This window comes from Mycobacterium sp. D16Q16, assembly GCF_002013745.1.
Lineage (GTDB): Bacteria > Actinomycetota > Actinomycetes > Mycobacteriales > Mycobacteriaceae > Mycobacterium.
The window spans coordinates 42939-64550 of the sequence record NZ_MAEY01000029.1 but is presented as its reverse complement, the minus strand read 5'-3'; the positions used below and the strand labels follow the sequence as shown (position 1 = coordinate 64550).

Below are 21612 nucleotides of genomic sequence, written 5' to 3'. Positions count from 1 at the left end.
CTGGCCGATAGTTCACATGACCACCCCGACAGGGAGCAAACGATGCCGAGAACACCGTACGTCGACGAGATCAACTGCTCCCCTACGGATCTGTGCCGATGAGCACCCTAGCTAAGCCGTCACCATCCGGCAGCATGGCACCGTTGGGCATTTCTGTGGCTAGTGCGCTACCGGTAGACCACCTGCTGACACGATTAGCAGCCAGAGAGCGCGGATTGACACAGGACGAAGCTCGTCAGCGGATGCTCCAGCACGGGCCGAATGCGGTGTACTCGCATCGGGCACGGATGGCTGCGGTGCTGTGGCGTCAGCTCCGGTCCCCATTGCTCGGTCTGCTAGTAGCCGCAGCAACAGTGTCGTTCTTCGTGGGCGAACGCACTGATGCATCGGTGATCGGAGTGATAGTGGTGCTGTCGGTCGGCCTGGGGTTCGGCAATGAGTACCGCGCGGCAAAGACAGCTGAGGCATTGCACTCACAGATCCATCACCGTGCACTGGTAGTCCGTGACGGACATCAGGTTCTCGTGGATGTTACCGAGCTGGTTCCCGGGGACGTGCTAGAGCTGCGCCTGGGCGATGTAGTGCCCGCCGACATCCGGCTGTTGTCGGTCAACGAATTGGAATGCGACGAGTCGGTGCTGACTGGCGAGTCCTTGCCGGTGGAGAAGAACGTGGGCCAGGGCGCCGTCGCGGCGCCGCTTGCGGAGCTGTCCGGTTGCGCGTTAATGGGCACAGTGGTGCACGCCGGCAGCGGACGAGGTGTTGTTGTCGCGACCGGGGCGCAAGCCGAGTTCGGCCGTATTGCAGCCGGATTGGATATCCACCACCCCGAAACGCAGTTTCAGGTTGGACTGCGCAGCTTTTCGATGCTCTTGGTGCAGGTTGCCGCAGTGTTGACCACCTTTATCTTCGGCGTCAACCTCGCGCTACACCGCCCGATTATCGACGCGCTGCTCTTCTCCCTGGCGATCGCGGTCGGGATCACTCCCCAGCTGCTTCCCGCCATTGTCTCCACGTGTCTGGCCGCCGGATCCCGGCGAATGTCTCAGCGCAAGGTACTGGTGAAACGGTTGGTGTGCATTGAGGATTTGGGCAATGTGAACGTCTTGTTCACCGATAAGACCGGCACGCTCACCGAGGGGCGTATCAGTTTCATGCGGGCGCTTGGCCCTGACGGGCGCTTGTCCGAGGGGGCGCTGAAGTGGGGCCTGGTGTGTACCGAGGTGGACCTGGAAGGCTCTACGGTGCTCGGCGGAAACGCACTGGATGTGGCGTTGTGCGAGTCTTCTCAATCTGCCCGGCATCGAAGCGAAGTCGCCCGCTATCGAGTACAGGCGGTGATTCCCTTCGACCACGAACGGCGGATGTCCTCCGTACTGGTGGACGATGCGGCTGGACGGCGGACGCTCGTAACCAAAGGGGCACCAGAAGCCGTTCTTGATCGGTGTGTCGATGTGCCGCCACAGGCGCGCGCAGCGCTGGCGGCCGAGTTCGCGGCAGGAAATCGTGTAGTGGCCGTGGCTACTCGTTCCGCTGCCGCATTGGTGAGGCCGGGTCCGGAAGACGAGCGCGACTTGCGATTCGGCGGATTGTTGGTCTTCTTGGATGCGCCCAAGCTCGGTGCAGCCGCAGCCCTGCAACGGTTAGCAGGATTGCATATTGCAGTAAAAATCGTCACTGGCGATAGCCCAGCAGTCGCCGACAAGATCTGCCAAGACCTTGGTGTGGTCGTGACCGGCACGCTGACTGGCGCCGAGATTGCTTCTCTCGATGATCAACAACTCGGCGCCGCCATTGAGGACACCACAATCTTCGCCCGCGTAAGTCCCGAGGATAAGGCACGCATTGTGCGCGTCCAGCGTCGCACCGGCTTCGATGTTGGATTCCTCGGCGACGGCGTCAACGACGCACTTGCGTTGCACGCCGCGGATATTGGGATCTCCGTTGACTCAGCCAGTGACGTGGCCAAAGACGCCGCGGATGTCATTCTCCTAGAAAAGGACCTCGATGTTCTCGCTGACGGAGTGATAGAGGGCCGGCGGATCTTCGCCAACACCATCAAGTACATCCTGATGGGCACGTCCAGTAACTTCGGCAACATGTTCAGTGCGGCCGGCGCCTCGCTGTTCCTGAGCTTTCTTCCGATGCTGCCCTCGCAGATTCTGCTTAACAACCTGCTCTACGACACCAGCCAATTGGCCATCCCCACCGATGAGGTGGACGCCGAGCAGCTTGCCCGACCATCTCGGTGGAACATCGGTTTCATCCGCCGGTTCATGATGTATTTCGGCCCGATCAGCTCACTGTTCGACTTCGCCACCTTCGGGGTCATGTTGTGGGTGTTCCATTCCGGACCGACACAGTTCCGCTCCGGCTGGTTCGTCGAATCGCTGGCCACCCAAACTCTGGTGATCTTCGCGATCCGCACCAGACGGATCCCCTTCTTTCGCAGTACCCCCAGTATGCCGCTACTGCTTTCCGCACTCGGCGTTGTCGTGATCGGTGCATTGCTACCGGCGACACCTCTAGCCAACAGTCTTGGCTTTCACCCGCTGCCGCTCGGCTTCTTCGCCGCACTGGTCCTCATGGTCATGTGTTACCTCGTCCTCATCGAGATAGCGAAGATGCTCTTTTACCGCACGTCGCAGACATCCCCTCCAGTCTCACAACAAAAGGACCGACGGCACCATGTCGAGCGTCGTGCAGCCCGATTTAGCACTGCGCTTTCCTAGCAATTCGAGCGATGAGAGCGGAAGGCGGCAACCAATTCGGGGCGCACGTCAGTTCGGGTCGTGAAGGACCGCGATCCGCCCGCGATACTGTTCCTCGTTGATCTCGCCGTGTGCGAACTTCTCTGCCAAAATGCGCTCTGCTGCATCAGTATTCGCGCCCCGGATAGGCATCTCCCGACCAGCGGCGAGTAGGTGCTGCAGTAGCGCGACAATACCGATGACCAACACTACCCAAAATAGGACCATGCTGAGCATCATCCCCGCCCCTGCCCATAAGCCTGTGCCGTGGCCATACCAAAACATCATGATCATCCCTTCCTGCTGACGGCGACTTCTAGAGTGGCCTGTGATGGCCGCCAATCATGACGGAGTAGGCAGTCCCAGGGTGCGTGACGGACGGACTATGGTCTGTCAGCTCGGTGAGGCCCTGTTTCCGGTGGCGACCGACGACCAACAACTGAATCGAATCGGTCTCCTGCACAAGGTATTCAGAAATTGAACCCTGCCAGACGACACTGTCGATGGCGCTGTCGGGATATTGGTGCCGCCACGGTTCAAGCACCTTTTCCATGCGCGCTCGCAACGTGTTCATATCCGCCGATGGCCGACAGGTACCGCTGCCATGGCGTGACCAACAGCCCACGACCTGAACAACCGAAGCATCCCCGGCCGCCGCGTTCAACCCTTGGGTCATCACGTCATCGAAATCAGCATCATCACTAAATTCGATCACTATTATCCCCTGCCGCTCTTGGCATGGCCTGCGCCCTCGAACAACCACGACGGGGCAATGGGCACGTGCCGACAGAGCCGAGGCCGTTGATGTTGCGCGGCGGGAAGTTGCGCGGTCCCGGCCCAATGCTCCTACACAGACTAATGCGGCCGAATGCGACTGACGAGTCAATACTTCCACCGCAGAACCCTGGTGGATTTCAACCTCGATCTTGACGGGCTTCTCGCACGATTGCACTGCCATGACGGCGCCCTGGCTGGCGATTTCAGCCGTAGTCAGATCATATGCGTCGTAGAGTTCGCTACCCGACCGCTCGCGGGGTTCGATGGCGTAGACGAGCCGGAGCGGGATATCTCGGCTCACAGCTTCGTCGACTGCCCACAGCGCAGCCCCCAGCGCTCGATGAGACCCGTCAATGCCGACAACCACTGCCGGTGCCGGTTTGTCATAGTCCGGTGCTGGTTGCCCCTCGTCGGACCAACCGCTCCCGGCTTCTTCCTCCATCATGCTCTCCTTCTGCGCAATGCAATCCCGAAATTCGAAGCGATCCCGAAATATGCTGCCCTACAGCTAATACTCGTTGCCGAACCGCCACAGAGGCCAGTGCCAGTTGTCGACGCGGCGAGAGCACAAAGTCGACGACAGTGGCCCGTCAGACGGGACCAATGGCGCCAGTACGGGGACCACAGACCACAGCGCGGAGTATGTGCCGGCTCATAGCCTGCGTATAGGAGCCCACCAGAAGGAGCGTCGAGATGAGAGAAATCACTCAGAAGCCGGGTGTCGTCGTCGCCACCGACGGCTCTCCTGAAGCATCCGCAGCTGTGCGCTGGGCTGCGAAACATGCTGCGATGCGCCGTGATCGGTTGACGATTGTCACAGTGGTAACCCGGGAGTACCTCTACATTCGCGATCCGGATACACAAGAACGGGTCCACCAATGGCAACGCCATCACGGTGAAGAGGTACTGCGGCGAGCTCAGCACACGGCCGAGCAGGCCGTTGGCATCGGCGCGCTTCCCGAGATACGCACCGAACTCGAATTCGGGAAACCGGTTCCTGTGCTTGTCGATATGTCAAAGGACGTTCGCACGATCGTCGTTGGACGGCGCGGCCTGGGGACATTTGATCGCCTGGTAATGGGATCGGTAAGTTCCGGCCTGGTGCACTATGCGCATGCACCGGTGGCCGTGGTCCACGACGTGCCCGAACTCGATCGGAGCGACCCGGTGATCGTCGGCATCGACGGCTCCCCTGTTTCCGAGCCGGCCATCGCGCTCGCATTCGATGAGGCATCCCACCGAAAGGTGCCGTTGGTCGCAATGCACGCATGGGTCGATGTACTGGACACAGCACCCGAATTCGATTGGCACGAAGAGCGTGAGCACGCCAATGAGCTCTTGGGTGAACGGCTCGCGGGCTGGCAGGAGCGCTACCCAGACGTGAGCGTCGTCCGGAAACTGGTGAAGGGTAACCCCAGCCGCTGGCTTATCGAGCATTCCGGACATGCGCAGCTTGTCGTGCTGGGAAGCCATGGCCGTGGTGGATTTGCGGGAATGTTTCTCGGCTCGGTGAGTAGAAGCGTTGTGCAAGCGGCACATTCACCGGTAGTCGTAGTACGACCTTCTTGACACCTTGGGGGTATTCCATGGACATGCTGATATTCGAAATCGGGCGTTACCTCATCGGCCGCGTGTGCACGCTTGATCGGCGGGTACGCGTATCGAGCCGGATGGCGGCACTCGCTGAGTTGGGCGCCGGAGCGCTGATACTGTCCGCGCAGGCGCTGATCGCAGCGCTACGTCGCACCCACCCCATACCATCGGATCTCTTGTAGTCATGCCCACACCACGACCCTCTTGAGTAAGTGTGTACTGCCTTGCTAGACAGGACAGTTCATAGTCTGTTTGGGTGAGTCATGACCAACGAGGCGACACCACACTCCGCCGAGCCACATCAGGTCGGGACCGGCCGCAGACTGAACTGGTTGCGCGCGGGGGTCTTGGGCGCAAACGACGGCATTGTGTCGACCGCAGGCATGGTGGTCGGTGTCGCGGCGGCCACCATTGAGCGGGCACCGATCTTCACCGCGGGACTAGCCGGTGTGGCTGCCGGCGCCGTCTCCATGGCGCTAGGTGAGTACGTCTCGGTGAGCACCCAGCGAGACACCGAACGAGCCCTTCTGAGCAAAGAGCGGCAGGAACTCAAGGACCTGCCCGCCGAAGAACTCGCCGAACTCACCTCGATATATGAATCAAAGGGCCTGGCGCCAACAACCGCCCGGCAAGTGGCAGTTGAGCTCACCACCCATGATGCCTTCGCAGCGCATGCTGACGCAGAGTTGGGAATCAACCCCCACGAATTGACCAACCCGTGGCATGCCGCCCTCTCGTCGGCCATCTCGTTCTTGACCGGCGCCATCTTGCCCATGGTGGCGATCCTCCTGCCGCCGGCGGCCTGGAGAATCCCCGTGACCGCAGTCGCGGTGTGCCTGGCTCTGATTGCGACGGGGTGGATCAGCGCCACCATCGGCCAGGCCAGTCGGACCCGGGCCATCCTGCGCGTCACGATTGGCGGGCTCGCGGCCATGGCCGTCACCTACCTGATCGGCACCCTAGTCGGGCACGCCATATCGTGAGATAGCCCGGGTACTGGCTAGCGCGCGTTGAACGCATCGACGGCGATCGGCAGTGTCACGAAGATCCGGTCCTCCCCTATTTTGGACAGCAACCCTGCCGCGGCCAGCGCGTCACGCAGGTCCTGTTTGACTCGTGCCATGGCGAAGACAATTCCGAGGTCGTCTAAGTCTTCCCGGAGTCGATCAAGTGCGTCGAGGGCGGTCAGATCCACATCGACATTCGCCTCCGCGCTGAGAATGAACCATTCGGCCAGTTCGGGTCCTGCGGCTACAGCCGCCATTGCACGCTTACGGAAATCCTCTGCGTTGGCAAAACACAAAGGCGCGTCGTATCTGTAGACCACGAGGCCGGGTACCGCATGCGCGCCGGGGTAATCATCAAGGTCATGCATTCCGGGCACTCCCGGCACAAAGCCCAGCACGCTGTCGTGCGGGTGAGCGACACGGCGAAGCAGGTCGAGAATCGACAAAGCCACAGCGGCAAGGATTCCGTACAGCACCCCTACCCCGAGAACGGCGAATGTTGTTGCCAAGGCGATTATTAACTCGCTGCGACGAAAGCGGGCGAACCTACGGTACTCGGGAACATCAACCAGCTTGATGGCGGCATACACCACGAGCGCCCCCAGGGCCGCGCGGGGAAAGTGCGCCAAGGTTCCGTGCGCGAACATCAGCACCATCAGGACCAGGGCGAGTGTGGTCAAGGAATGCAGTTGACTACGGCTTCCCACCGAGTCTCCCAGCGCGGTCCGGCTACCACTGGAGCTGACCGGAAAACCCTGAGTAAGACCGGATCCCAAGTTGCACAGCCCCAGCGTGCGTAGCTCCGCGTTGGCATCTATGTCTTCATTGCGGCGAACGGCGAATGCGCGTGCCGTCAAAATGTTGTCGGAGAACGCCACGATCGCGACACCTAACGCGGGCAGGACGAGGGCGCCCAGGCTATCGAGGCCCAGCGGAGGTACCCCGGGGTGCGGCAATCCCGCGGGGACTCCGCCGACGAGATCGATGCCGGAACCGTCAGATGGTATGAGCGCCACCGCCGTCGCTGCCATCAGCACCGCAATGAGCGGGCCTGGTGCTCGTGGCGCCCATCGTGCGAGCACACCGAGCAGTGCGAGCACCGCTGTAGCGACGATGATGGTGGGCCAACGGATCTGCTCGACGTGATCGGAAAATGACCTGATTTGCTCGACAAACTCGTCACCAGAACTGGCCGTGCCTGTAATGGCACCGATCTGACTGCCCACCATCGTGATTCCCACGCCACCCATATAGCCAACAAGCACCGGGTGCGACAGCAGATTAGCGAGCAGACCAAGACGGGCCAGCCCTGCGGTCAAACACACCACCCCGACGAGCAACGCCAGCGCAGCCGCTAGCGCCGCATATCGAGCGGCGTCACCAAAGGCCAAGGGAGCCAACACTGCCGCGGTCATCAACGCGGTGGTCGACTCCGGGCCGACGGACAGCTGCCGGGATGAACCGAGCATCGCATAGATCGCCAATGGGGCCAGCGCCGCCCACAACCCCGCCACCGGCGGCAGGCCAGCCAGCGTCGCGTACGCCATGACCTGTGGGACGAGGTACGCGGCCACCGTTATTCCGGCGAGGACATCTCCCCGCAGCCACCGTTTCTGGTACGTCCGCAGCTGCGCCAGATTCGATGCGTAGTTCATCCACCGCATGGTGAAGATCATGGTGCGTCAGCGGTTCTCACGCAGCTGAACGGACTGATGACCAAGGACCCAGCTGCGATGAGCACAACTCTCCTACCAGAAGACGCAGTGCGGTGCGACGCTCTGCGGTGTCACTACCAAAAGACAGGAACAACAATGGGCTCGTCGAAGACACCAGCATTCCGGATCGTGAAAACGACTCCGATGGAACGATTCAGCTGGCTGATCATGGGTGTGATTGTGTTGGCGACGGGCGTGCTGTTCTTGATGGACAAAACAGAACGTGCCTCCACGGTCGAGTTGGTGCTTCTCTGGGTATTGGTTCTCGCCGGAATCAAGATGACCATCATCGCGGCATTCGGCCGCTATCCGTTGCCCCGCTGGCTTAACTTTCTTGCCGCCAATCCGCCCAAATAGTCAGGGCAGCGGCACCGACCAAGAGACCTGGGTACCGCCGCCGTCCGGCTCGGCGATGGTGAGATTCCCTTGCAATGCCGCAGCCCGGGTACTGAGATTTCGCAGACCCCGGTGGGTAGCACCCTCCGGCATGCCTATCCCATTGTCCGCGACGTCAACGACGACATCGTCGCCGACCGCCACCAATACCGCCAATTCCGATGCATTCGCATGCCGGACGGCATTGCTTACGGCCTCGCGCAGCACCGCCTGGGTGTGTTCGGCGATATCCGTCGGGACGACATCGAGTGGCCCGTTCAGACGCACGGAGACTTGTAGCGAGGTGTCATCGGTCAGCTCGGCGACAATAGCGCGCAGGGCTGCACGGAGCGAAGGACCGTCGGTGGCGACGGTGTGCAAGTCAAAAATAGCGGTACGAATGTCTTGAATGACGTTGTGCAGCTGGTCGATGTGTTCGGCAAGCCGGGCAGCTACTCGCGGTGATTTGGCTGCCCGCCGGTGCGTTCCCTGCATGGCCAATCCGACAGCGAACAGCCGCTGGATGACGTGATCGTGGAGATCGCGGGCGATGCGGTCGCGGTCGCTCAGCATCTGTAGTTCATTCATCGTGGTGCGCGTCTGGGCTTGTTCGAGAGCGAGCGCCGCCTGATCGGCAAAAGACGCGGCGATCTCAAGTTGCCCCTCCCTGAAATGTGCACCGTCGGCCGGGCGGATCAGCAGGAGCACGCCGGTGGTGGAATCACGTCCACGGAGCGGCAATGCCATCGCAGGACCGAAGGCCACGTGTGCTCCTGCTGCGATATCGAATTCCAGCTGGGTCACTATGCGCGGCAATCGATCTCGAAAAGCAGCCCCGGATGTGGACCCCTTCAGCGGAATGCGTACTCCGCTAAGTTCCAGCCCAGAGGTGCCGGCACATACCGCCACTGTGAGCTCTCCGATATCGCCGTCATCATCGGGCTCGCAGGGCAGCGCGATCAAGGCGTAATCGGCGTCGACGAGAGCTGCGGCGCGGACGGCTATCAGCTGCAGCGCCTCGGCGGGCTCGACTCCGGCCAGCAGCTTTGATGTGACCTCTTCAATGGCCTGCAGCCAGCGCTGCCGCTGCCGGGCCTGTTCATAAAGACGAGCGTTCTCCCCCGCGATTCCCGCCGCACCGGCCAGCGCCCGTACGACCACCTCGTCATCGGCACTGAATTCTTCGCCATTGCGTTTCTCGGTGAGGTACAGGCGCCCAAATACCTCGTCCCGCAACCGCACCGGTACGCCGAGAAAGGCGCGCATGGGCGGGTGATTGGGCGGGAACCCTATGGATGACGGGTGGTGCATGATGTCGCTGAGCCGAAGGGGTTTGGCCTCGTCGATGACCACTCCGAGGACGCCATGGCCAGTGGGCAGCGGGCCGATGAGTTCGCGGGTGGCATCATCGATGCCCTCATAGACGAACTGGGTGAGCATGCCGTCCTCCCCCAGGACGCCGAGTGCCCCGTACTGGGCATCCACGAGCTCAATGGCGGCTCGGACGATCTGCCGGAGTGTGACATCCAGTTCCAGCCCGGCACTGACCGCCATCACGGCATCCAGAAGCGCGTCGACCCGGCCCCTGGTCTCGGTGATGATGCGCTCAATTCGGCCCTGGACCTCCGCCAGCAGCTCGCTGAGCTGGATATGCGCGAGTTCCTTGGACACCGACTCGTCGGTACCCAACCGATCGGTCACCCAATGAGTATGGCGCAACCAGTCGATATCGGCTGGTCAAAGGTCAAGTCTTAACGTCCCGAGTATCGCTCTCCGGAAGCGGTTCGGTCGCCGGCGAGTTTGGTCACGAGCACTGCGGCCTGTGTGCGTCGTTCCAGGCCTAGCTTGGCCAGCAACCTCGACACATAGTTCTTCACCGTTTTGTCCGACAGGAACATCTCTCCCGCGATCTGGCGATTGGTGAGGCCTTGTCCTATCAGCTCCAGCAGAATCTGCTCCTGCGGCGTCAACGAGGCGACGGGCGAGGACTGAGTCGCCGCACGCAGTCGATCCATCAGGGCGGCTGCCGACCGGTTGTCCAGCAAGGACCGGCCAGAACCGACCGTCCGTATCGCGGACACCAGGTCCATGCCCTTGATGTCTTTGATGACGTATCCCCCCGCTCCGGCCAGGATCGCGTCCAGCATGGCTTGCTCATCAGTGAACGACGTCAGCATCAGGCAGTTCAGGGCAGGACACCGCGAACGTAGGTCCCGGCAGAGTTCGATCCCGTTTCCGTCGGGCAGCCGTATGTCGAGTACGGCGATATCGGGATTGAGCGCGGGGATCCGGGCCATCGCTTCAGCAACCGAACTGGCCTGTCCTATGACGACTAGGTCCTCTTCGTCGTCGATGAGATCGGCCACCCCGTATCGCACGATTTCGTGGTCATCCACCAGGAACACAGTGATCATCTCGTCTTGTCTTCTTCCCATCGCCAATCCCGGACCTCCGGCAGGTCTTCGCCGTGGGCACGTATCCACGCGTTGTGGCGGTCGTGCGTACGGAGCATCTCGTCCCTCAGTCCCTGGGCGTCTGCGCATTCCAGCAGGCCCGGTGTGCGCTCCACTACGTCGATCACCAGCTGGAATCGGTCCATCTTGTTCAGCACCAGCATGTCGAAGGGCGTGGTGGTGGTGCCCTCCTCCAGGTAGCCGCGAACATGCAGATTCGCGTGCCCCGCCCGACGGTAGGTGAGCCGGTGGATGAGCGCCGGGTATCCATGGAACGCGAAGATCACAGGACGATCCGCGGTGAACAGCGTGTCGTAGTCGACGTCGGACATGCCATGCGGGTGCTGGCTATCGGGCTGCAGACGAAACAGATCAACGACATTGACTACCCGGATCTTCAACTGCGGCAAATGCGTTCGCAGTATCGACACTGCCGCCAGTACCTCGATGGTGGGCACGTCACCGGCACAAGCGAGAACAACATCCGGGACAGCTCCGGCGTCACTGCTAGCCCATTCGAAAATATCGGCACCGCGTGCGCAATGCAGCGCTGCCTGTTCGGGATTAAGCCATACCGGCGTGTAGTTCTTGCCGGCAACAATGACATTGATGTAGTCGCGGCTGGCCAGGCAATGCGCGGCAACCGACAGCAAGGTGTTGGCATCCGGCGGCAGGTAGATGCGCGCCACTTCGGCGCGCTTGTTCGCGATGTTGTCGATGAAACCCGGATCCTGGTGGGAGAAACCGTTATGGTCCTGACGCCACACATGCGACGTCAGTAGATAATTCAGCGACGCGACGGGGCGGCGCCATGGTAGTTGCCTGCTGATCTTGAGCCATTTAGCGTGCTGGTTCACCATTGAATCCACAATGTGGGCGAACGCCTCGTAGCAGGAGAACAGGCCATGGCGGCCCGTGAGCAGGTAGCCCTCCAGCCATCCTTGGCACAGGTGCTCGGATAGGACCTCAAGAACCCGGCCGTCTCGCGCCAGGTGCTGATCGCCGGGGAAAATCGTTGCGCTCCACTGCTTATCGGTGACGTCATAGACGTCTCCGAGCTTGTTCGACTCGGTTTCGTCCGGCCCGAAAAGGCGGAAGTTCCTTCGGTCGGCGTTGCGGACCAACAATTCTCGGAGATAGCGTCCCAGCACCCTGGTCGGCGATGCGTCCACTGCGCCCGGCCGGCCGGTCACCACACCGAAGGTTGCCGGATCTGGCAGCGCCAGCGGCGTCAAGAGCGTGCCACCGTTGGCATGCGGGTTCGACCCCATGCGTCGTTGCCCGGAGGGAATAAGCCGTGTCACAAGCTCATTCGGCGCTCCTGCTTCGTCGAAGAGCTCTTCAGGGCGGTAGGACCGCAGCCAGTGGGCAAGTTGGGCCCGATGTGTTGGGTTCTCGCGCACATTGGCGATGGGTACCTGGTGTGATCGCCATGTGCCCTCGACCTGATGTCCGTCGACTACCACCGGGCCTGTCCAGCCTTTGGGGGTGCGCAGGACGATCATGGGCCAGAAAGCGCGATGCAGAACCGGTACCTGGCATCGGGACAACGCCTGAAAGTCGCGGATCTCCATGATCGCCCGGTCCAGTGCGGCGGCCATCTGTTGGTGCATGTCTTCGGGTTCATGGCCGGAGACATAGATGGGGGTGTAGCCATATCCCCGTAGCAGGCTGTCGAGTTCTTCGTCCGTGATTCTCGACAGCACGGTGGGGTTGGCGATCTTGTAGCCGTTGAGGTGAAGGATCGGTAGGACCGCACCGTCGGTCGCCGCGCTGAGGAATTTGTTGGCGTGCCAGCTGGCGGCCAGTGGCCCGGTCTCGGCTTCGCCATCGCCGACGACGCAGACTGCGACCAGATCCGGGTTGTCCAGTACGGCGCCGTATGCATGGGCCAGGCTGTACCCCAGTTCGCCGCCCTCGTGGATGGATCCAGGCACCTGCGGCGCTACGTGGCTGGGCACACCGCCAGGAAATGAGAACTCCTGAAACAGTTTCCGCATACCACGCCCGTCACGGGGGACATCCGGACGGATATCGCTATAACTGCCCTCGAGCCACGTATTCGCGAACAGGGCAGGCCCACCATGCCCAGGCCCGGTGACGTACATCGCGTTCACATCGTGGGCGATGATGGCCCGATTCATATGGGCGTAGATGAAATTCAGCCCCGGTGAGGTCCCCCAGTGCCCCAGCAGACGCGGCTTGATGTGCTCGGGCTGCAAGGGCACCGTGAGCAGCGGATTGTCCATTAAGTAGATCTGGCCGGCCGTGAGGTAGTTCGCGGCCCGCCACTGCGCATCAACTGCCTCAAGCTGATCGGCAGACAGGGTGCCCGGGTGATGGTGCGCGGTGCCTGGCGTTGCGGTGCTCATCGCTTATCGTCTGCTGCATGTGGGCGAGCGACTAGCACCGGGCAGGGAGCCTGGTGGATGAGAGCATGGCTGGTGGAGCCGAGAAAGAAGCCCGCGACGTCGCCGCGTCCGCGGCTGCCGACCACGAGCAGCTGTGCATGCCGGGCCCGGTGCAGCAGGATATCGGCGGGGTTGCCCATCGCGACTACCCGGCGCACGCTGACATCTGGGTATTTCTCCTGCCAGCCCGCCAGTCGCTCGGCGAGTACCTCCGCCTGCTGTTGCTCGGCGATATCCCAATCCATCGCACTCCAGGCGGTGTATGCGTACACGTAGCTCGGTGGTACGTCACCTCCGGCATGCACGGCCACCAGCTCAGCGTCACGCATCGACGCTTCCTCGAAAGCCCACGCGATGGCTTCTTCGCTGGAGGGAGATCCGCTGACACCGACGACAACCGGACCCGCCGGCGGAGTCCCCGACTCGCGAACGACCGCGACGGGGCTGTGTCCCCTCGCGGTCAATGCAACCGACACCGACCCGGCCATCATCCCGGTGAATCGGCCAAGCCCGCTGGAGCCGACCACGGTGATGAATGCATCCTTGGACAGCTCGACAAGCGTGGGCACAGGCTGAGCTGTCACCTTGGCGGCGGCCACTTCCAGAGTGGGGTGCAGCGCCAGGACGTGCTCTTTGGCCCGGTCCAGAAACTTGACGCCGTCGGTGTCCAAGTGGTCGTAGAAGCTCGTCGACGCCGATAGATTGAAGCCGTAACCGAAGCTGCCGTAATCGACAGCATGCACAAGCCGAAGGGGCAGATTGCGCCGTTCTGCCTCGGCCCCCGCCCATGTGAGTGCGTGCAGAGCGGACGCAGATCCATCAATGCCCACCAAAATGTATGGACGTGGTGTGGTGTTCATGGTGTCCTCCGAGTTGGTAGGTACCAGTGGCTGGTAAGGACAACGCTATGGATCGGCCCTGCGATCTCCCACGGTCAAAGGTCCCGTTCCGCGAGGCACCACGTCCCCGATCAACGAGGCAGTACGGCTGTTCGGTCCTAATGCACCATCAAGCCGGGACCAATTGCTCTCACCTGCGGGGCCACCTCGGGTTGATGCTTGGTGCAGGACGACCGAGGCGGAGGTATCGCTATGACGCAGGTAGTGCTAGACCGCGATGTGGTCGTCAGGGCAATCCAGGCGGCGTGCCGGGCGCCATCGATCCACAACAGTCAGCCATGGCGATGGGTCCTCGATGATGAACTCAAACTCTTTCTCGACGTGAATCGCCTACTACGCGTGGACCCCTCACAGCGGGAGGCCTTGATCAGTTGCGGTGCCGTACTGGATCACTTTCGGGTGGCCGCGGCCGCCCTCGGCTGGTTAGTGCGCCCCGAATACTTCCCGAACCCCAATGACCGTACCCATTTGGCGACCATGAATTTCACCAAGATGCAGTACGTCACGGATGCACATCGCGATCGCTTACATGCCCTGGAGCGTCGCTATACCGATCGACTCCCCTTTCTGCCGCCGCGTCGGTGGTCGGTGACCGAGCAGCTGATCCGGCAGGCGGTCAGTGATCGTGCCTTCCTCGATGTCCTCGCCGACGGGGCCCGTCCTCGCGTCGTGGAGGCAGCTCAGCTCAGCGAAGGCCTTCGCCAATACGATTCGGCGTATCAGTCCGAGATCGACTGGTGGACTGCGCCCTTCAAGCTCTCCGAGGGCATCCCGGACAGCTCTTTGCCTTCCGAGGAAGAGCGGAATCGAGTGGATATCGGGCGCGATTTTCCTTTCGCTCGGCACCGGGAACGTCGTGCCGCTGTGCCGAAGGATAAGGCAACTCTGGTCGTGCTCTCGACCGGTGATGACTCTGCGCAGGATTTCGTGCGATGCGGTGAAGCCTTGTCAGCCTTGCTGATTGAAGCAACGGTCGCCGGTTTAGCCACATGCACCCTGACTCACGTCACCGAACTTGCCGCCAGCCGCCAGATCATCGAAGGTATCACTGAACGCGACTATCCGCAGGCGGTGGTTCGGATCGGCGCGACGCCACCGCTGGATCCGATACCGGCTCCCACGCCGCGGCGTCCGCTGTCTGCTGTCATCGAATTCGCGGGCAAATAGCCTATGCGCCGTACGCTGCGGCGTGGGAACTAGGGAACAAGCACCGCCGCGCCGGTGATCCGGCCGGCGGCAAGATCGGACAGAGCACGGTCCGCATCTTGCAGGTCATATTGCGGGCCCGCCAGATGGAGGCGATGTGTCGTGGCGAAGTCCAGGAATGCCCGCGCGTCAGCCCGGGTGTTGGCCGTGACCGACCGAATCTGCCTCTCCTGGAACAGGTGCCGTTGATAGTTCAGCGGGGGAATGTCTGTGAGATGGATGCCGGCGATAGCCAGCGTGCCTCCCCTGTCGAGTGCCGTCAACGCGGGACGCACCAACTCGCCGACAGGGGCAAACAGTATCGCAGCGTCCAGCGCAACGGGAGGCGCATCGGCAGGCCCCTGCGCCGAGCTGGCACCAAGTTCGAGGGCAAGTAGTTGGGCATCTTTCCCGCGGGTCATGACGTGCACCTCGGCACCCTGGGCCAGGGCGACCTGCGCGGTGATGTGTGCGCTGCCGCCAAAGCCGTACAGGCCCAAACGCCCGCCCGCCGGCAACTCTGCACGCTGCAGTGAGCGGTAACCAATGATGCCAGCGCACAACAGCGGGGCAAGCTCGGCGTCGGTATATCCCGCGGGCAGCGCCAATGCATAGGCGGCTGGTACCACCGCGAACTCGGCGTACCCACCGTCGGCATCCCAACCTGTGTACAAAGATCCGGGACAAAGGTTTTCGTTGCCGCGTTGGCAGTATCTGCACGCGCCGCACGTATGCCTAAGCCATGGCACGCCGATGCGATCGCCTATCGTGAAATCGGTGCCGTCCTGCTCGCCCAGTCCAACGACCTCGCCGACGATCTCATGTCCAGGCACAACGTTGGGCCTGCGCGGCACCAGATCACCCTCGGCGACATGAAGATCGGTGCGGCACACCCCACAGGCAAGCACCCGCACCAACAATTCGCCCGGATCAGGCTCGGGCACTTGCAAGCGGACCCGACGCAGGGGCCCGTTCACGATAGGCCCCGGCCGCTGTACCTGCCAGGCCAGCATCTCTGTGTCCATGGCTGCCTTCTTCCCCTCTGCTCACGAATGAGCCTACGAGCTCAATGGTCGCTTTTCCGGCGGCCCGCGATCCACCAGGGCATTGAAGTCTGATTCCCAGCGCGCATACCGGAGCCGATGGATGCGCCGGAGCACCAACCCGACGGTACCGACGATGAGACTCGTCGTTGCCGTCCACAGCAGGACCGCGGCGGCAATGGCATCAGCCGCGGCGTCCCCCCGTGACGTCGGTGCCGACACACTGCGACCAGTAAGATCAACCCACATCAGGAAACTGTCTCCTGTATTGAGATCTGCACCGTAGCGGACAGTTTCGTGATACTGCACGCCCCCGACGCTCCACTGGGCCGGTACCAGAACGACCGCGCTGTACCGGGGTGCCACCGCGTGACTATCGCCGGTTGCCACCGCCTGCACCTGGTGGCGTGTATGCAATTGTTCGCTGCTGGTTCTGCGTCCGGCGTCGTACAGAGCTGTGCCGACCGCACCCGCCACCGACAACATCACCAACGCCAACAGCAACCCCACCAGCTGAACAACGGCCGCGACCCGATCGCAGCCCCGCACCAAAGGATGGCGCCGGAACAATCTGGTAAGCAGGACCTGCACATAGCCAAACACCAAGACATTCATGACATCTCCTAGGCCGAGCATCGGCGGTAACCATCTGATCGTCGCATCTGGTGCATCCACGCTGCAGAGACCGCGGCCTCCACGTGACCAGGTCATTGGTCACGGTGCTCATCAACCCTTTGACACCGAGCGGCGTATACCACTGGCAGGGAATCGGGGACTTACGACTCCGCCCGACGCCCGAAATCGGTCCTACCGTCAGTTCAGCCGATCAAAGGGCCGGCGAACCGCGTTCGATCACCCAAAGGAGTGAGTCCAATGACTGATACCGACCGGCACGGCCCCGTAATTGTTGGCATTGACGGTTCACGGGCCGCTGTTCACGCGGCCGAATGGGCTACAGATGAAGCAATCAGCCGAGATGTGCCGCTGTGCCTGGTTCATGTCACTAGGCCCGTGGTCACCGCCAAATCCTTTGTGGACCAGTACAACATCGACAAGGAGTACGCAGAAACGTCACTGCGTGATGCCGCGGCCGCTGTCAAGGAGACCGGAAAGCCCGTCAAGGTCGATTGCGTGATCCGTCATGGGCTGGCCTCGGATGCCTTGGCCGCAGAATCACGAACCGCTAGTCTCGTGTGCGTTGGCTCCGAGGGATTCGGGCGATTGGCGAGTGCCTTTTGGGGCTCCACCGCAACTGAAATCGCTAAGCGAGCGTACTGCCCCGTCGCGATAGTCCATCGACCGGTCTTTGTCGCGCACGGACTTCCCGTGTGGATCGCTGTGGCTGTCAACGGTCCTCAAGACACGGACACCGTCATCGACCACGCGGTGCAGGAAGCACGACTGCGCCATCTTCCGATTCTTGCGGTGGGTACCTGGCAAGAAGACATGGGCGAATCGCCCTACGACGAACTCGATCGCCGTGTGGCCGGTCTGCGTGAACGTTATCCGGACGTCCACATGTACCCGGTTGCAGCGCGTTCCGATATCGGCCATTTTCTCGCCGCCTGTGATGAACCGATCCAACTGGCAGTAGTGGGACGCGCTGATATCCCACATGTCATCCGTATGCGGCCTTCAGCAGAGCACGGCGACCGCACAATCCTGATCGTTCGCAACTAACAAACTCATGATGACGAACGGGGCTGAAACAAAATGATGTCCGAGAACTATCACGCGGGGATCGTGGTCGGGGTCGATGGATCGGCCTGCGCCGATGCGGCGGTTCGTTGGGCCGCACAAGAATCGAGCATGCGCAACGAACCGCTGACCCTCATCAGCGCCTTCGACATCGAGCAAACCCATGTCTACGACCAGCAGCTACGTGAACGGATCTATCAATCACGCGAACGGCAAGCACAATTGGTGCTGGAAAACGCGCAGCGCATTGCTGAAGAGGTCGCCGGGCACCCGTTGCCCGCCGCGCGCCGCCGAGTGGTCTTCGGGCATCCGGTATCGGCGCTCGTAGACGCGGCACAAGAATCACGCGTGCTCGTCGTCGGCAGCCGAGGCCAGCGCGCCCTCGACCGTCTGTTGCTGGGCTCGGTCAGCACCGCTGTTCTGCACCATGCACGTTGCCCCGTCGCGGTGATCCACAACGAGACAACACGCGACAACCACGCGCCTGTCCTGCTCGGTCTCGACGGCTCACCGACATCAGAGAACGCGACGGCCATCGCCTTCGACGAAGCTTCACATCGGAAGGTTGCGCTTATCGCCGTGCACGCCTGGCATATGCCCAACTTCTTCGAACCGGCATTTGACCTGCGTGCTACCGAAAATCAAGAAAGACAAACTCTCGCCGAGAGACTGGCAGGATGGCAAGAACGCTACCCCGACGTGAAGGTCGACCGCCGTGTCGTGTGTGACTACCCCGGCCCGTACCTTATCGCCGAGTCCGCGCACGCCCAGCTTGTCGTTGTCGGCAGTCACGGCCGCGGAGGCTTCGCCGGAATGCTGCTCGGCGCAGTCAGTTCTGCCGTCGCGCAAGCCTCCCGAGTACCCGTCATCGTGGCGCGGCGACCATGAACGTCACCGTCGCTGATACTGAGCAGAAGATTGGCAAGAGCTTTGACGGTGCGGCGATCACCGTCAGAAAACTCAATCGTGACGATATCCGCTCGGTCACCTTTCTTCATTCCGGGCTCAACGACCGAGACCGCTACCTGAGGTTCTTCACCACCCGTCCCAAAGACGTTGCAGCGATATCTGAATCACTGACTCAGCAGTCTAGGCAACAACTGTCAATAGGAGCCTTCGAGCATGGACGATTGGTTGGTGTTGCACACTACGTCGTCAATCGAGACGGGCGTACCGCCGAAGTTGCCATCCTCGTCGCCCGTGACGACCATCAGCGTGGTGTGGGCACAATGCTCCTCAAGTGCCTCACCGAGTCCGCCATCAGGAACGGGATCAAACGGTTCACCGCCGACGTCCTCGCAGAAAACCACACGCTCGTAGTGATGCTGCGTGAACTAGAACTGCCACACAAAATCGACCATACTGATCGCGAGGTACTTCACCTCGTTGTCGAACTAAGCCCCCTCGAAAACATGCTGAAACCGACTTGCGCTGAGGTACAACCGGGTTGAAGGTGGCTAGGCATCGGCCAGATGCGACTACGTCCACACTTCGAGGAATCGGGCTTGATATCTGTCGTACGCCCCCAGATCTGTGAACCTCGCCGTGATCTATGTGGGGCGTGCGCGACTGGGCTGAGCGCAGATGGTTGGTACATTGGTTAGCGGAACATGTTGCAGCCGAACTAGTTTGGATTGGGAACCGCAAGGGCCGTGAATACCGAAAAGAGGTCCTGGTAGCGAGCTCCCATGACCCGGACAAGTACATCGAGAACCTTGGCATCAGGCCCGACGAGCACACGAGGCTTCTTCTTGCGCACAGCGGTCAGAATGATCCGTGCGGCTGCCTCGGGGCTGGTGTTCGCCAAATACTTGTCAAACACGGCGGCCGCCGCCTTCACATCGATACCCTCGACGGCGGTGGCGTTGCGGGCGATGGCAGTCTTGATACCACCGGGGTGTACGCAGGTAACAGCGACCGGCTTCTTGCCGATGATCATCTCCTGGCGCAGCGACTCGGTGAACCCGCGCACCGCGAACTTGGCGGCGTTGTAGGCGCTCTGGCCAGGCAGGGACAGCAGGCCGAACAGGCTGGAGACGTTGATGACGTGGCCGTCGCCGGAGGCGATCAGGTGCGGCAGAAATGCTTTGGTTCCGTGGACGACACCCCAGAAGTCGACGTCGATGACGCGCTCGATGTCCTTAAACGGGCTCTCGCCAACGTCACCCGCATAGGCGATGCCGGCGTTGTTGAACATCTGGTTGACCTTGCCGAACTGTTCCTTGACGGAGTCCGCGTAGAGCAGGAAGGCCTCGCGCTCAATGACATTGAGGCGATCCGCGCGGACCTCGGCGCCGAAGGCTTTGACCTGGCGTTCGGTCTCGGCGAGCCCCTCGGTGTCCACATCGCTGATGGCCACTGTGGCGCCCGAGCGGGCCAGCCCGATCGCCACAGCGCGCCCGATACCCGAACCTGCGCCGGTGACTACGGCCACCTTGCCGCGAAAGCCTTCCATTTCTGCCTCCTTATTGCGCTGGGCGTCAAACAGTCTCAATGCGGCGCGTCGTGGGTTCGTGTCCTAGTGCCGCAATTTTCTCGCTATCTCGCGGGCTTTTGCCTTGCGGAGGTAGGCGAAATGAGCCTTGACCGCGGGGAGCCCGAGATTGGGGTTGACGACATACGCAACCATGCTGATATTGCGGCTGAGGTTCAGAAGTCCCCTGAAGAAGAACAGTCGGGCCTTACGGGCGATGCCGTCCTGCGCCCCGTGCTCCCTGTAGTACGTCGTCTCATCACCACCGAAGCTATCAGCCGGAGCGGCTGTGTAGTAGAAAAGCGCCAGCGATTGTCGCCATGAACCTTCGGTAACGGGGACCGGGAATCCGTGCACCGACTGGTCATCGGTGCGAAAGATCAGGGCCCTGCCCCAGATGGGAACGACCGTCTGAACGGCCCGGCCCTCCGCATCGTAGAGCGAGAGGCAACCCCCATCGTTCAGTGACCAGCTGTCATTCAAATACACGATAACGTTGATGCGGCGGTAGAGGTTTAGCGCGCGAAGGTAGTGGAAGTCGGTGTGGGGAGTCAGGACGCCGCCCGAGCCGCTGAGGTGAATGCCACCCCCAAACAGATAGGGATCGGGGAGCAACTGCCGGATGCCGGTGATTTTTTCGAGCACGCTCAGGAAGCGCGGTTCGTTGAGTTCTCTGATGACCGCCTTGAACGGTTCCGGGATGAGATCAATTTCCGCGCAGAACCGTTTGTTCCGAATGTATCCGTCGTCCCATTGGTTCCACCAGGGCCAAGAAATACCGGGAAAGGCATCGGCGGCCTCCGAGGACAAACGGAGAAAATCGTCGACCACCAGGTGCGGAAATGGCTCCGCGGTGTGGAATTGGCGGCTCAGGTCTGACGCGTCGCGCTCAAGTTTTTCGACTCTGACAACGGAATCTGTCTTTTCGATTTGCATCAGATATCTGCTCCTCGTGCCAGACCATGCGGAGCCTCGATAGCCGACCGCATCGATTGTGTCTGCACGATGCAACGGCGGGCCAGTACTGCGCCATGGTTTCGGCTCCAACCGAAACGACGTATGGCGGCATGGACGCCGAAGCCGCCAGGGAACAAAAGAGCGAGTAGACCCGGCTCAAGTGGCCGTTGGCCTGCCCTGCAACCCTTTGATATTCGCCATTCTCAGCGAAACGTAAGCACCTGTCCGGCATGCTTAGGCCATGTCCAACCTAGACACGTTGAACAGTCATCCTGA

20 protein-coding genes are annotated in these 21612 nt (G+C 61.5%); 9 read left to right on the top strand and 11 right to left on the bottom strand.

The genetic code is table 11. The features are described from left to right. Window positions 1-98: 98 nt before the first annotated feature. Complete coding sequence (gene mgtA / locus B4394_RS24080; RefSeq protein WP_078316478.1) at window positions 99-2732, top strand: magnesium-translocating P-type ATPase; 2634 nt, start codon at window positions 99-101, stop codon at window positions 2730-2732. A gap of 48 nt (window positions 2733-2780) precedes the next feature. Here the strand turns inward: mgtA and B4394_RS24075 are convergent, their stop codons facing one another. Both B4394_RS24075 and B4394_RS24070 read right to left on the bottom strand, forming a co-directional pair. Next, on the bottom strand, window positions 2781-3044 hold the full coding sequence (locus tag B4394_RS24075; RefSeq protein ID WP_078312540.1) for an SHOCT domain-containing protein: 264 nt from the start codon (window positions 3042-3044) through the stop codon (window positions 2781-2783). Between the two features lie 22 nt (window positions 3045-3066). Further along, window positions 3067-3969: a universal stress protein gene (locus B4394_RS24070; RefSeq protein ID WP_078312564.1), complete on the bottom strand. Its 903-nt coding sequence runs from the start codon at window positions 3967-3969 to the stop codon at window positions 3067-3069. Window positions 3970-4220: 251 nt separating this feature from the next. Between B4394_RS24070 and B4394_RS24065 the strand changes: the two genes are divergently transcribed. The 3 genes from B4394_RS24065 (at window position 4221) to B4394_RS24055 (ending at window position 6103) form a co-directional block, all read left to right on the top strand. Next, the gene (locus B4394_RS24065; RefSeq protein WP_078312539.1) at window positions 4221-5096 is read left to right on the top strand and encodes a universal stress protein; all 876 of its coding nucleotides are present in this window, start codon (window positions 4221-4223) and stop codon (window positions 5094-5096) included. Between the two features lie 23 nt (window positions 5097-5119). Then, window positions 5120-5302 carry a hypothetical protein gene (locus B4394_RS24060; protein WP_139361440.1) on the top strand — a complete coding sequence of 61 codons (183 nt, stop codon included), beginning with the start codon at window positions 5120-5122 and terminating at the stop codon, window positions 5300-5302. Window positions 5303-5383: 81 nt separating this feature from the next. Beyond that, window positions 5384-6103 (top strand): VIT1/CCC1 transporter family protein, encoded by a 720-nt coding sequence (locus B4394_RS24055; RefSeq protein WP_078312537.1) that lies wholly within the window; start codon window positions 5384-5386, stop codon window positions 6101-6103. A 17-nt stretch (window positions 6104-6120) separates the two neighbouring features. Here B4394_RS24055 and B4394_RS24050 read toward each other — a convergent pair whose 3' ends face one another. Beyond that, on the bottom strand, window positions 6121-7803 hold the full coding sequence (locus B4394_RS24050) for a sulfate permease (protein WP_078316477.1): 1683 nt from the start codon (window positions 7801-7803) through the stop codon (window positions 6121-6123). Window positions 7804-7971: 168 nt separating this feature from the next. Here B4394_RS24050 and B4394_RS24045 point away from each other — a divergent pair, with 168 nt between their 5' ends. Continuing rightward, window positions 7972-8199 (top strand): hypothetical protein, encoded by a 228-nt coding sequence (locus B4394_RS24045; RefSeq protein WP_139360426.1) that lies wholly within the window; start codon window positions 7972-7974, stop codon window positions 8197-8199. On the opposite strand, the gene B4394_RS24040 is transcribed toward B4394_RS24045, so the two are convergent. Genes B4394_RS24040 through B4394_RS24025 form a run of 4 tightly spaced genes read right to left on the bottom strand, consistent with a single transcriptional unit; the run spans window position 8200 to window position 13941 of the window. Further along, entirely contained in the window at window positions 8200-9918 is a 1719-nt protein-coding gene (locus tag B4394_RS24040) for a sensor histidine kinase (protein WP_078316476.1), read from the bottom strand. 50 nt (window positions 9919-9968) lie between these two features. Further along, window positions 9969-10631 carry a response regulator gene (locus B4394_RS24035; protein ID WP_078316475.1) on the bottom strand — a complete coding sequence of 221 codons (663 nt, stop codon included), beginning with the start codon at window positions 10629-10631 and terminating at the stop codon, window positions 9969-9971. After that, window positions 10628-13042, bottom strand: coding sequence for a phosphoketolase family protein (locus B4394_RS24030; RefSeq protein WP_078312532.1), 2415 nt, complete (start codon window positions 13040-13042; stop codon window positions 10628-10630). Before B4394_RS24030 ends, B4394_RS24035 begins: the two co-directional genes overlap by 4 nt. Beyond that, window positions 13039-13941 carry a universal stress protein gene (locus tag B4394_RS24025; RefSeq protein WP_078316474.1) on the bottom strand — a complete coding sequence of 301 codons (903 nt, stop codon included), beginning with the start codon at window positions 13939-13941 and terminating at the stop codon, window positions 13039-13041. The genes B4394_RS24030 and B4394_RS24025 overlap by 4 nt, the downstream gene beginning before the upstream one ends. A 231-nt stretch (window positions 13942-14172) precedes the next feature. Between B4394_RS24025 and B4394_RS24020 the strand changes: the two genes are divergently transcribed. Beyond that, window positions 14173-15147 (top strand): Acg family FMN-binding oxidoreductase, encoded by a 975-nt coding sequence (locus B4394_RS24020; RefSeq protein ID WP_078316473.1) that lies wholly within the window; start codon window positions 14173-14175, stop codon window positions 15145-15147. Between the two features lie 29 nt (window positions 15148-15176). Here the strand turns inward: B4394_RS24020 and B4394_RS24015 are convergent, their stop codons facing one another. Both B4394_RS24015 and B4394_RS24010 read right to left on the bottom strand, forming a co-directional pair. Further along, window positions 15177-16178: a zinc-binding alcohol dehydrogenase family protein gene (locus B4394_RS24015; RefSeq protein ID WP_078316491.1), complete on the bottom strand. Its 1002-nt coding sequence runs from the start codon at window positions 16176-16178 to the stop codon at window positions 15177-15179. Window positions 16179-16223: 45 nt separating this feature from the next. Then, on the bottom strand, window positions 16224-16823 hold the full coding sequence (locus B4394_RS24010) for an Rv1733c family protein (RefSeq protein WP_286142423.1): 600 nt from the start codon (window positions 16821-16823) through the stop codon (window positions 16224-16226). A gap of 258 nt (window positions 16824-17081) precedes the next feature. On the opposite strand from B4394_RS24010, the gene B4394_RS24005 reads away from it, so the two are divergent. Genes B4394_RS24005 through B4394_RS23995 form a run of 3 tightly spaced genes read left to right on the top strand, consistent with a single transcriptional unit; the run spans window position 17082 to window position 19357 of the window. Beyond that, entirely contained in the window at window positions 17082-17888 is an 807-nt protein-coding gene (locus tag B4394_RS24005; RefSeq protein ID WP_078316472.1) for a universal stress protein, read from the top strand. A 36-nt stretch (window positions 17889-17924) separates the two neighbouring features. Then, window positions 17925-18794 (top strand): universal stress protein, encoded by an 870-nt coding sequence (locus B4394_RS24000; RefSeq protein ID WP_078316490.1) that lies wholly within the window; start codon window positions 17925-17927, stop codon window positions 18792-18794. Then, on the top strand, window positions 18791-19357 hold the full coding sequence (locus tag B4394_RS23995; RefSeq protein WP_078316471.1) for a GNAT family N-acetyltransferase: 567 nt from the start codon (window positions 18791-18793) through the stop codon (window positions 19355-19357). The genes B4394_RS24000 and B4394_RS23995 overlap by 4 nt, the downstream gene beginning before the upstream one ends. A 173-nt stretch (window positions 19358-19530) precedes the next feature. Here B4394_RS23995 and B4394_RS23990 read toward each other — a convergent pair whose 3' ends face one another. Beyond that, window positions 19531-20361 (bottom strand): SDR family NAD(P)-dependent oxidoreductase, encoded by an 831-nt coding sequence (locus B4394_RS23990; RefSeq protein WP_078316470.1) that lies wholly within the window; start codon window positions 20359-20361, stop codon window positions 19531-19533. Between the two features lie 63 nt (window positions 20362-20424). After that, window positions 20425-21315, bottom strand: coding sequence for a 2OG-Fe(II) oxygenase (locus B4394_RS23985; RefSeq protein WP_078316469.1), 891 nt, complete (start codon window positions 21313-21315; stop codon window positions 20425-20427). Between the last annotated feature and the right edge of the window lie 297 nt (window positions 21316-21612).

What these genes read in the sequence shown, in the direction of transcription:
- B4394_RS24000 (WP_078316490.1), top strand. Translation starts at nt 17,925, where the DNA reads ATGTCCGAGAACTATCACGCGGGGATCGTGGTCGGGGTCGATGGATCG.
- B4394_RS23995 (WP_078316471.1), top strand. Translation starts at nt 18,791, where the DNA reads ATGAACGTCACCGTCGCTGATACTGAGCAGAAGATTGGCAAGAGCTTT.
- B4394_RS24055 (WP_078312537.1), top strand. Translation starts at nt 5,384, where the DNA reads ATGACCAACGAGGCGACACCACACTCCGCCGAGCCACATCAGGTCGGG.
- B4394_RS24075 (WP_078312540.1), bottom strand. Translation starts at nt 3,044, where the DNA reads ATGATCATGATGTTTTGGTATGGCCACGGCACAGGCTTATGGGCAGGG.
- mgtA (WP_078316478.1), top strand. Translation starts at nt 99, where the DNA reads ATGAGCACCCTAGCTAAGCCGTCACCATCCGGCAGCATGGCACCGTTG.
- B4394_RS23990 (WP_078316470.1), bottom strand. Translation starts at nt 20,361, where the DNA reads ATGGAAGGCTTTCGCGGCAAGGTGGCCGTAGTCACCGGCGCAGGTTCG.
- B4394_RS24060 (WP_139361440.1), top strand. Translation starts at nt 5,120, where the DNA reads ATGCTGATATTCGAAATCGGGCGTTACCTCATCGGCCGCGTGTGCACG.
- B4394_RS24005 (WP_078316472.1), top strand. Translation starts at nt 17,082, where the DNA reads ATGACTGATACCGACCGGCACGGCCCCGTAATTGTTGGCATTGACGGT.
- B4394_RS24015 (WP_078316491.1), bottom strand. Translation starts at nt 16,178, where the DNA reads ATGCTGGCCTGGCAGGTACAGCGGCCGGGGCCTATCGTGAACGGGCCC.
- B4394_RS24070 (WP_078312564.1), bottom strand. Translation starts at nt 3,969, where the DNA reads ATGGAGGAAGAAGCCGGGAGCGGTTGGTCCGACGAGGGGCAACCAGCA.
- B4394_RS24025 (WP_078316474.1), bottom strand. Translation starts at nt 13,941, where the DNA reads ATGAACACCACACCACGTCCATACATTTTGGTGGGCATTGATGGATCT.
- B4394_RS24020 (WP_078316473.1), top strand. Translation starts at nt 14,173, where the DNA reads ATGACGCAGGTAGTGCTAGACCGCGATGTGGTCGTCAGGGCAATCCAG.
- B4394_RS24010 (WP_286142423.1), bottom strand. Translation starts at nt 16,823, where the DNA reads ATGAATGTCTTGGTGTTTGGCTATGTGCAGGTCCTGCTTACCAGATTG.
- B4394_RS24035 (WP_078316475.1), bottom strand. Translation starts at nt 10,631, where the DNA reads ATGATCACTGTGTTCCTGGTGGATGACCACGAAATCGTGCGATACGGG.
- B4394_RS24050 (WP_078316477.1), bottom strand. Translation starts at nt 7,803, where the DNA reads ATGATCTTCACCATGCGGTGGATGAACTACGCATCGAATCTGGCGCAG.
- B4394_RS24030 (WP_078312532.1), bottom strand. Translation starts at nt 13,042, where the DNA reads ATGAGCACCGCAACGCCAGGCACCGCGCACCATCACCCGGGCACCCTG.
- B4394_RS24065 (WP_078312539.1), top strand. Translation starts at nt 4,221, where the DNA reads ATGAGAGAAATCACTCAGAAGCCGGGTGTCGTCGTCGCCACCGACGGC.
- B4394_RS23985 (WP_078316469.1), bottom strand. Translation starts at nt 21,315, where the DNA reads ATGCAAATCGAAAAGACAGATTCCGTTGTCAGAGTCGAAAAACTTGAG.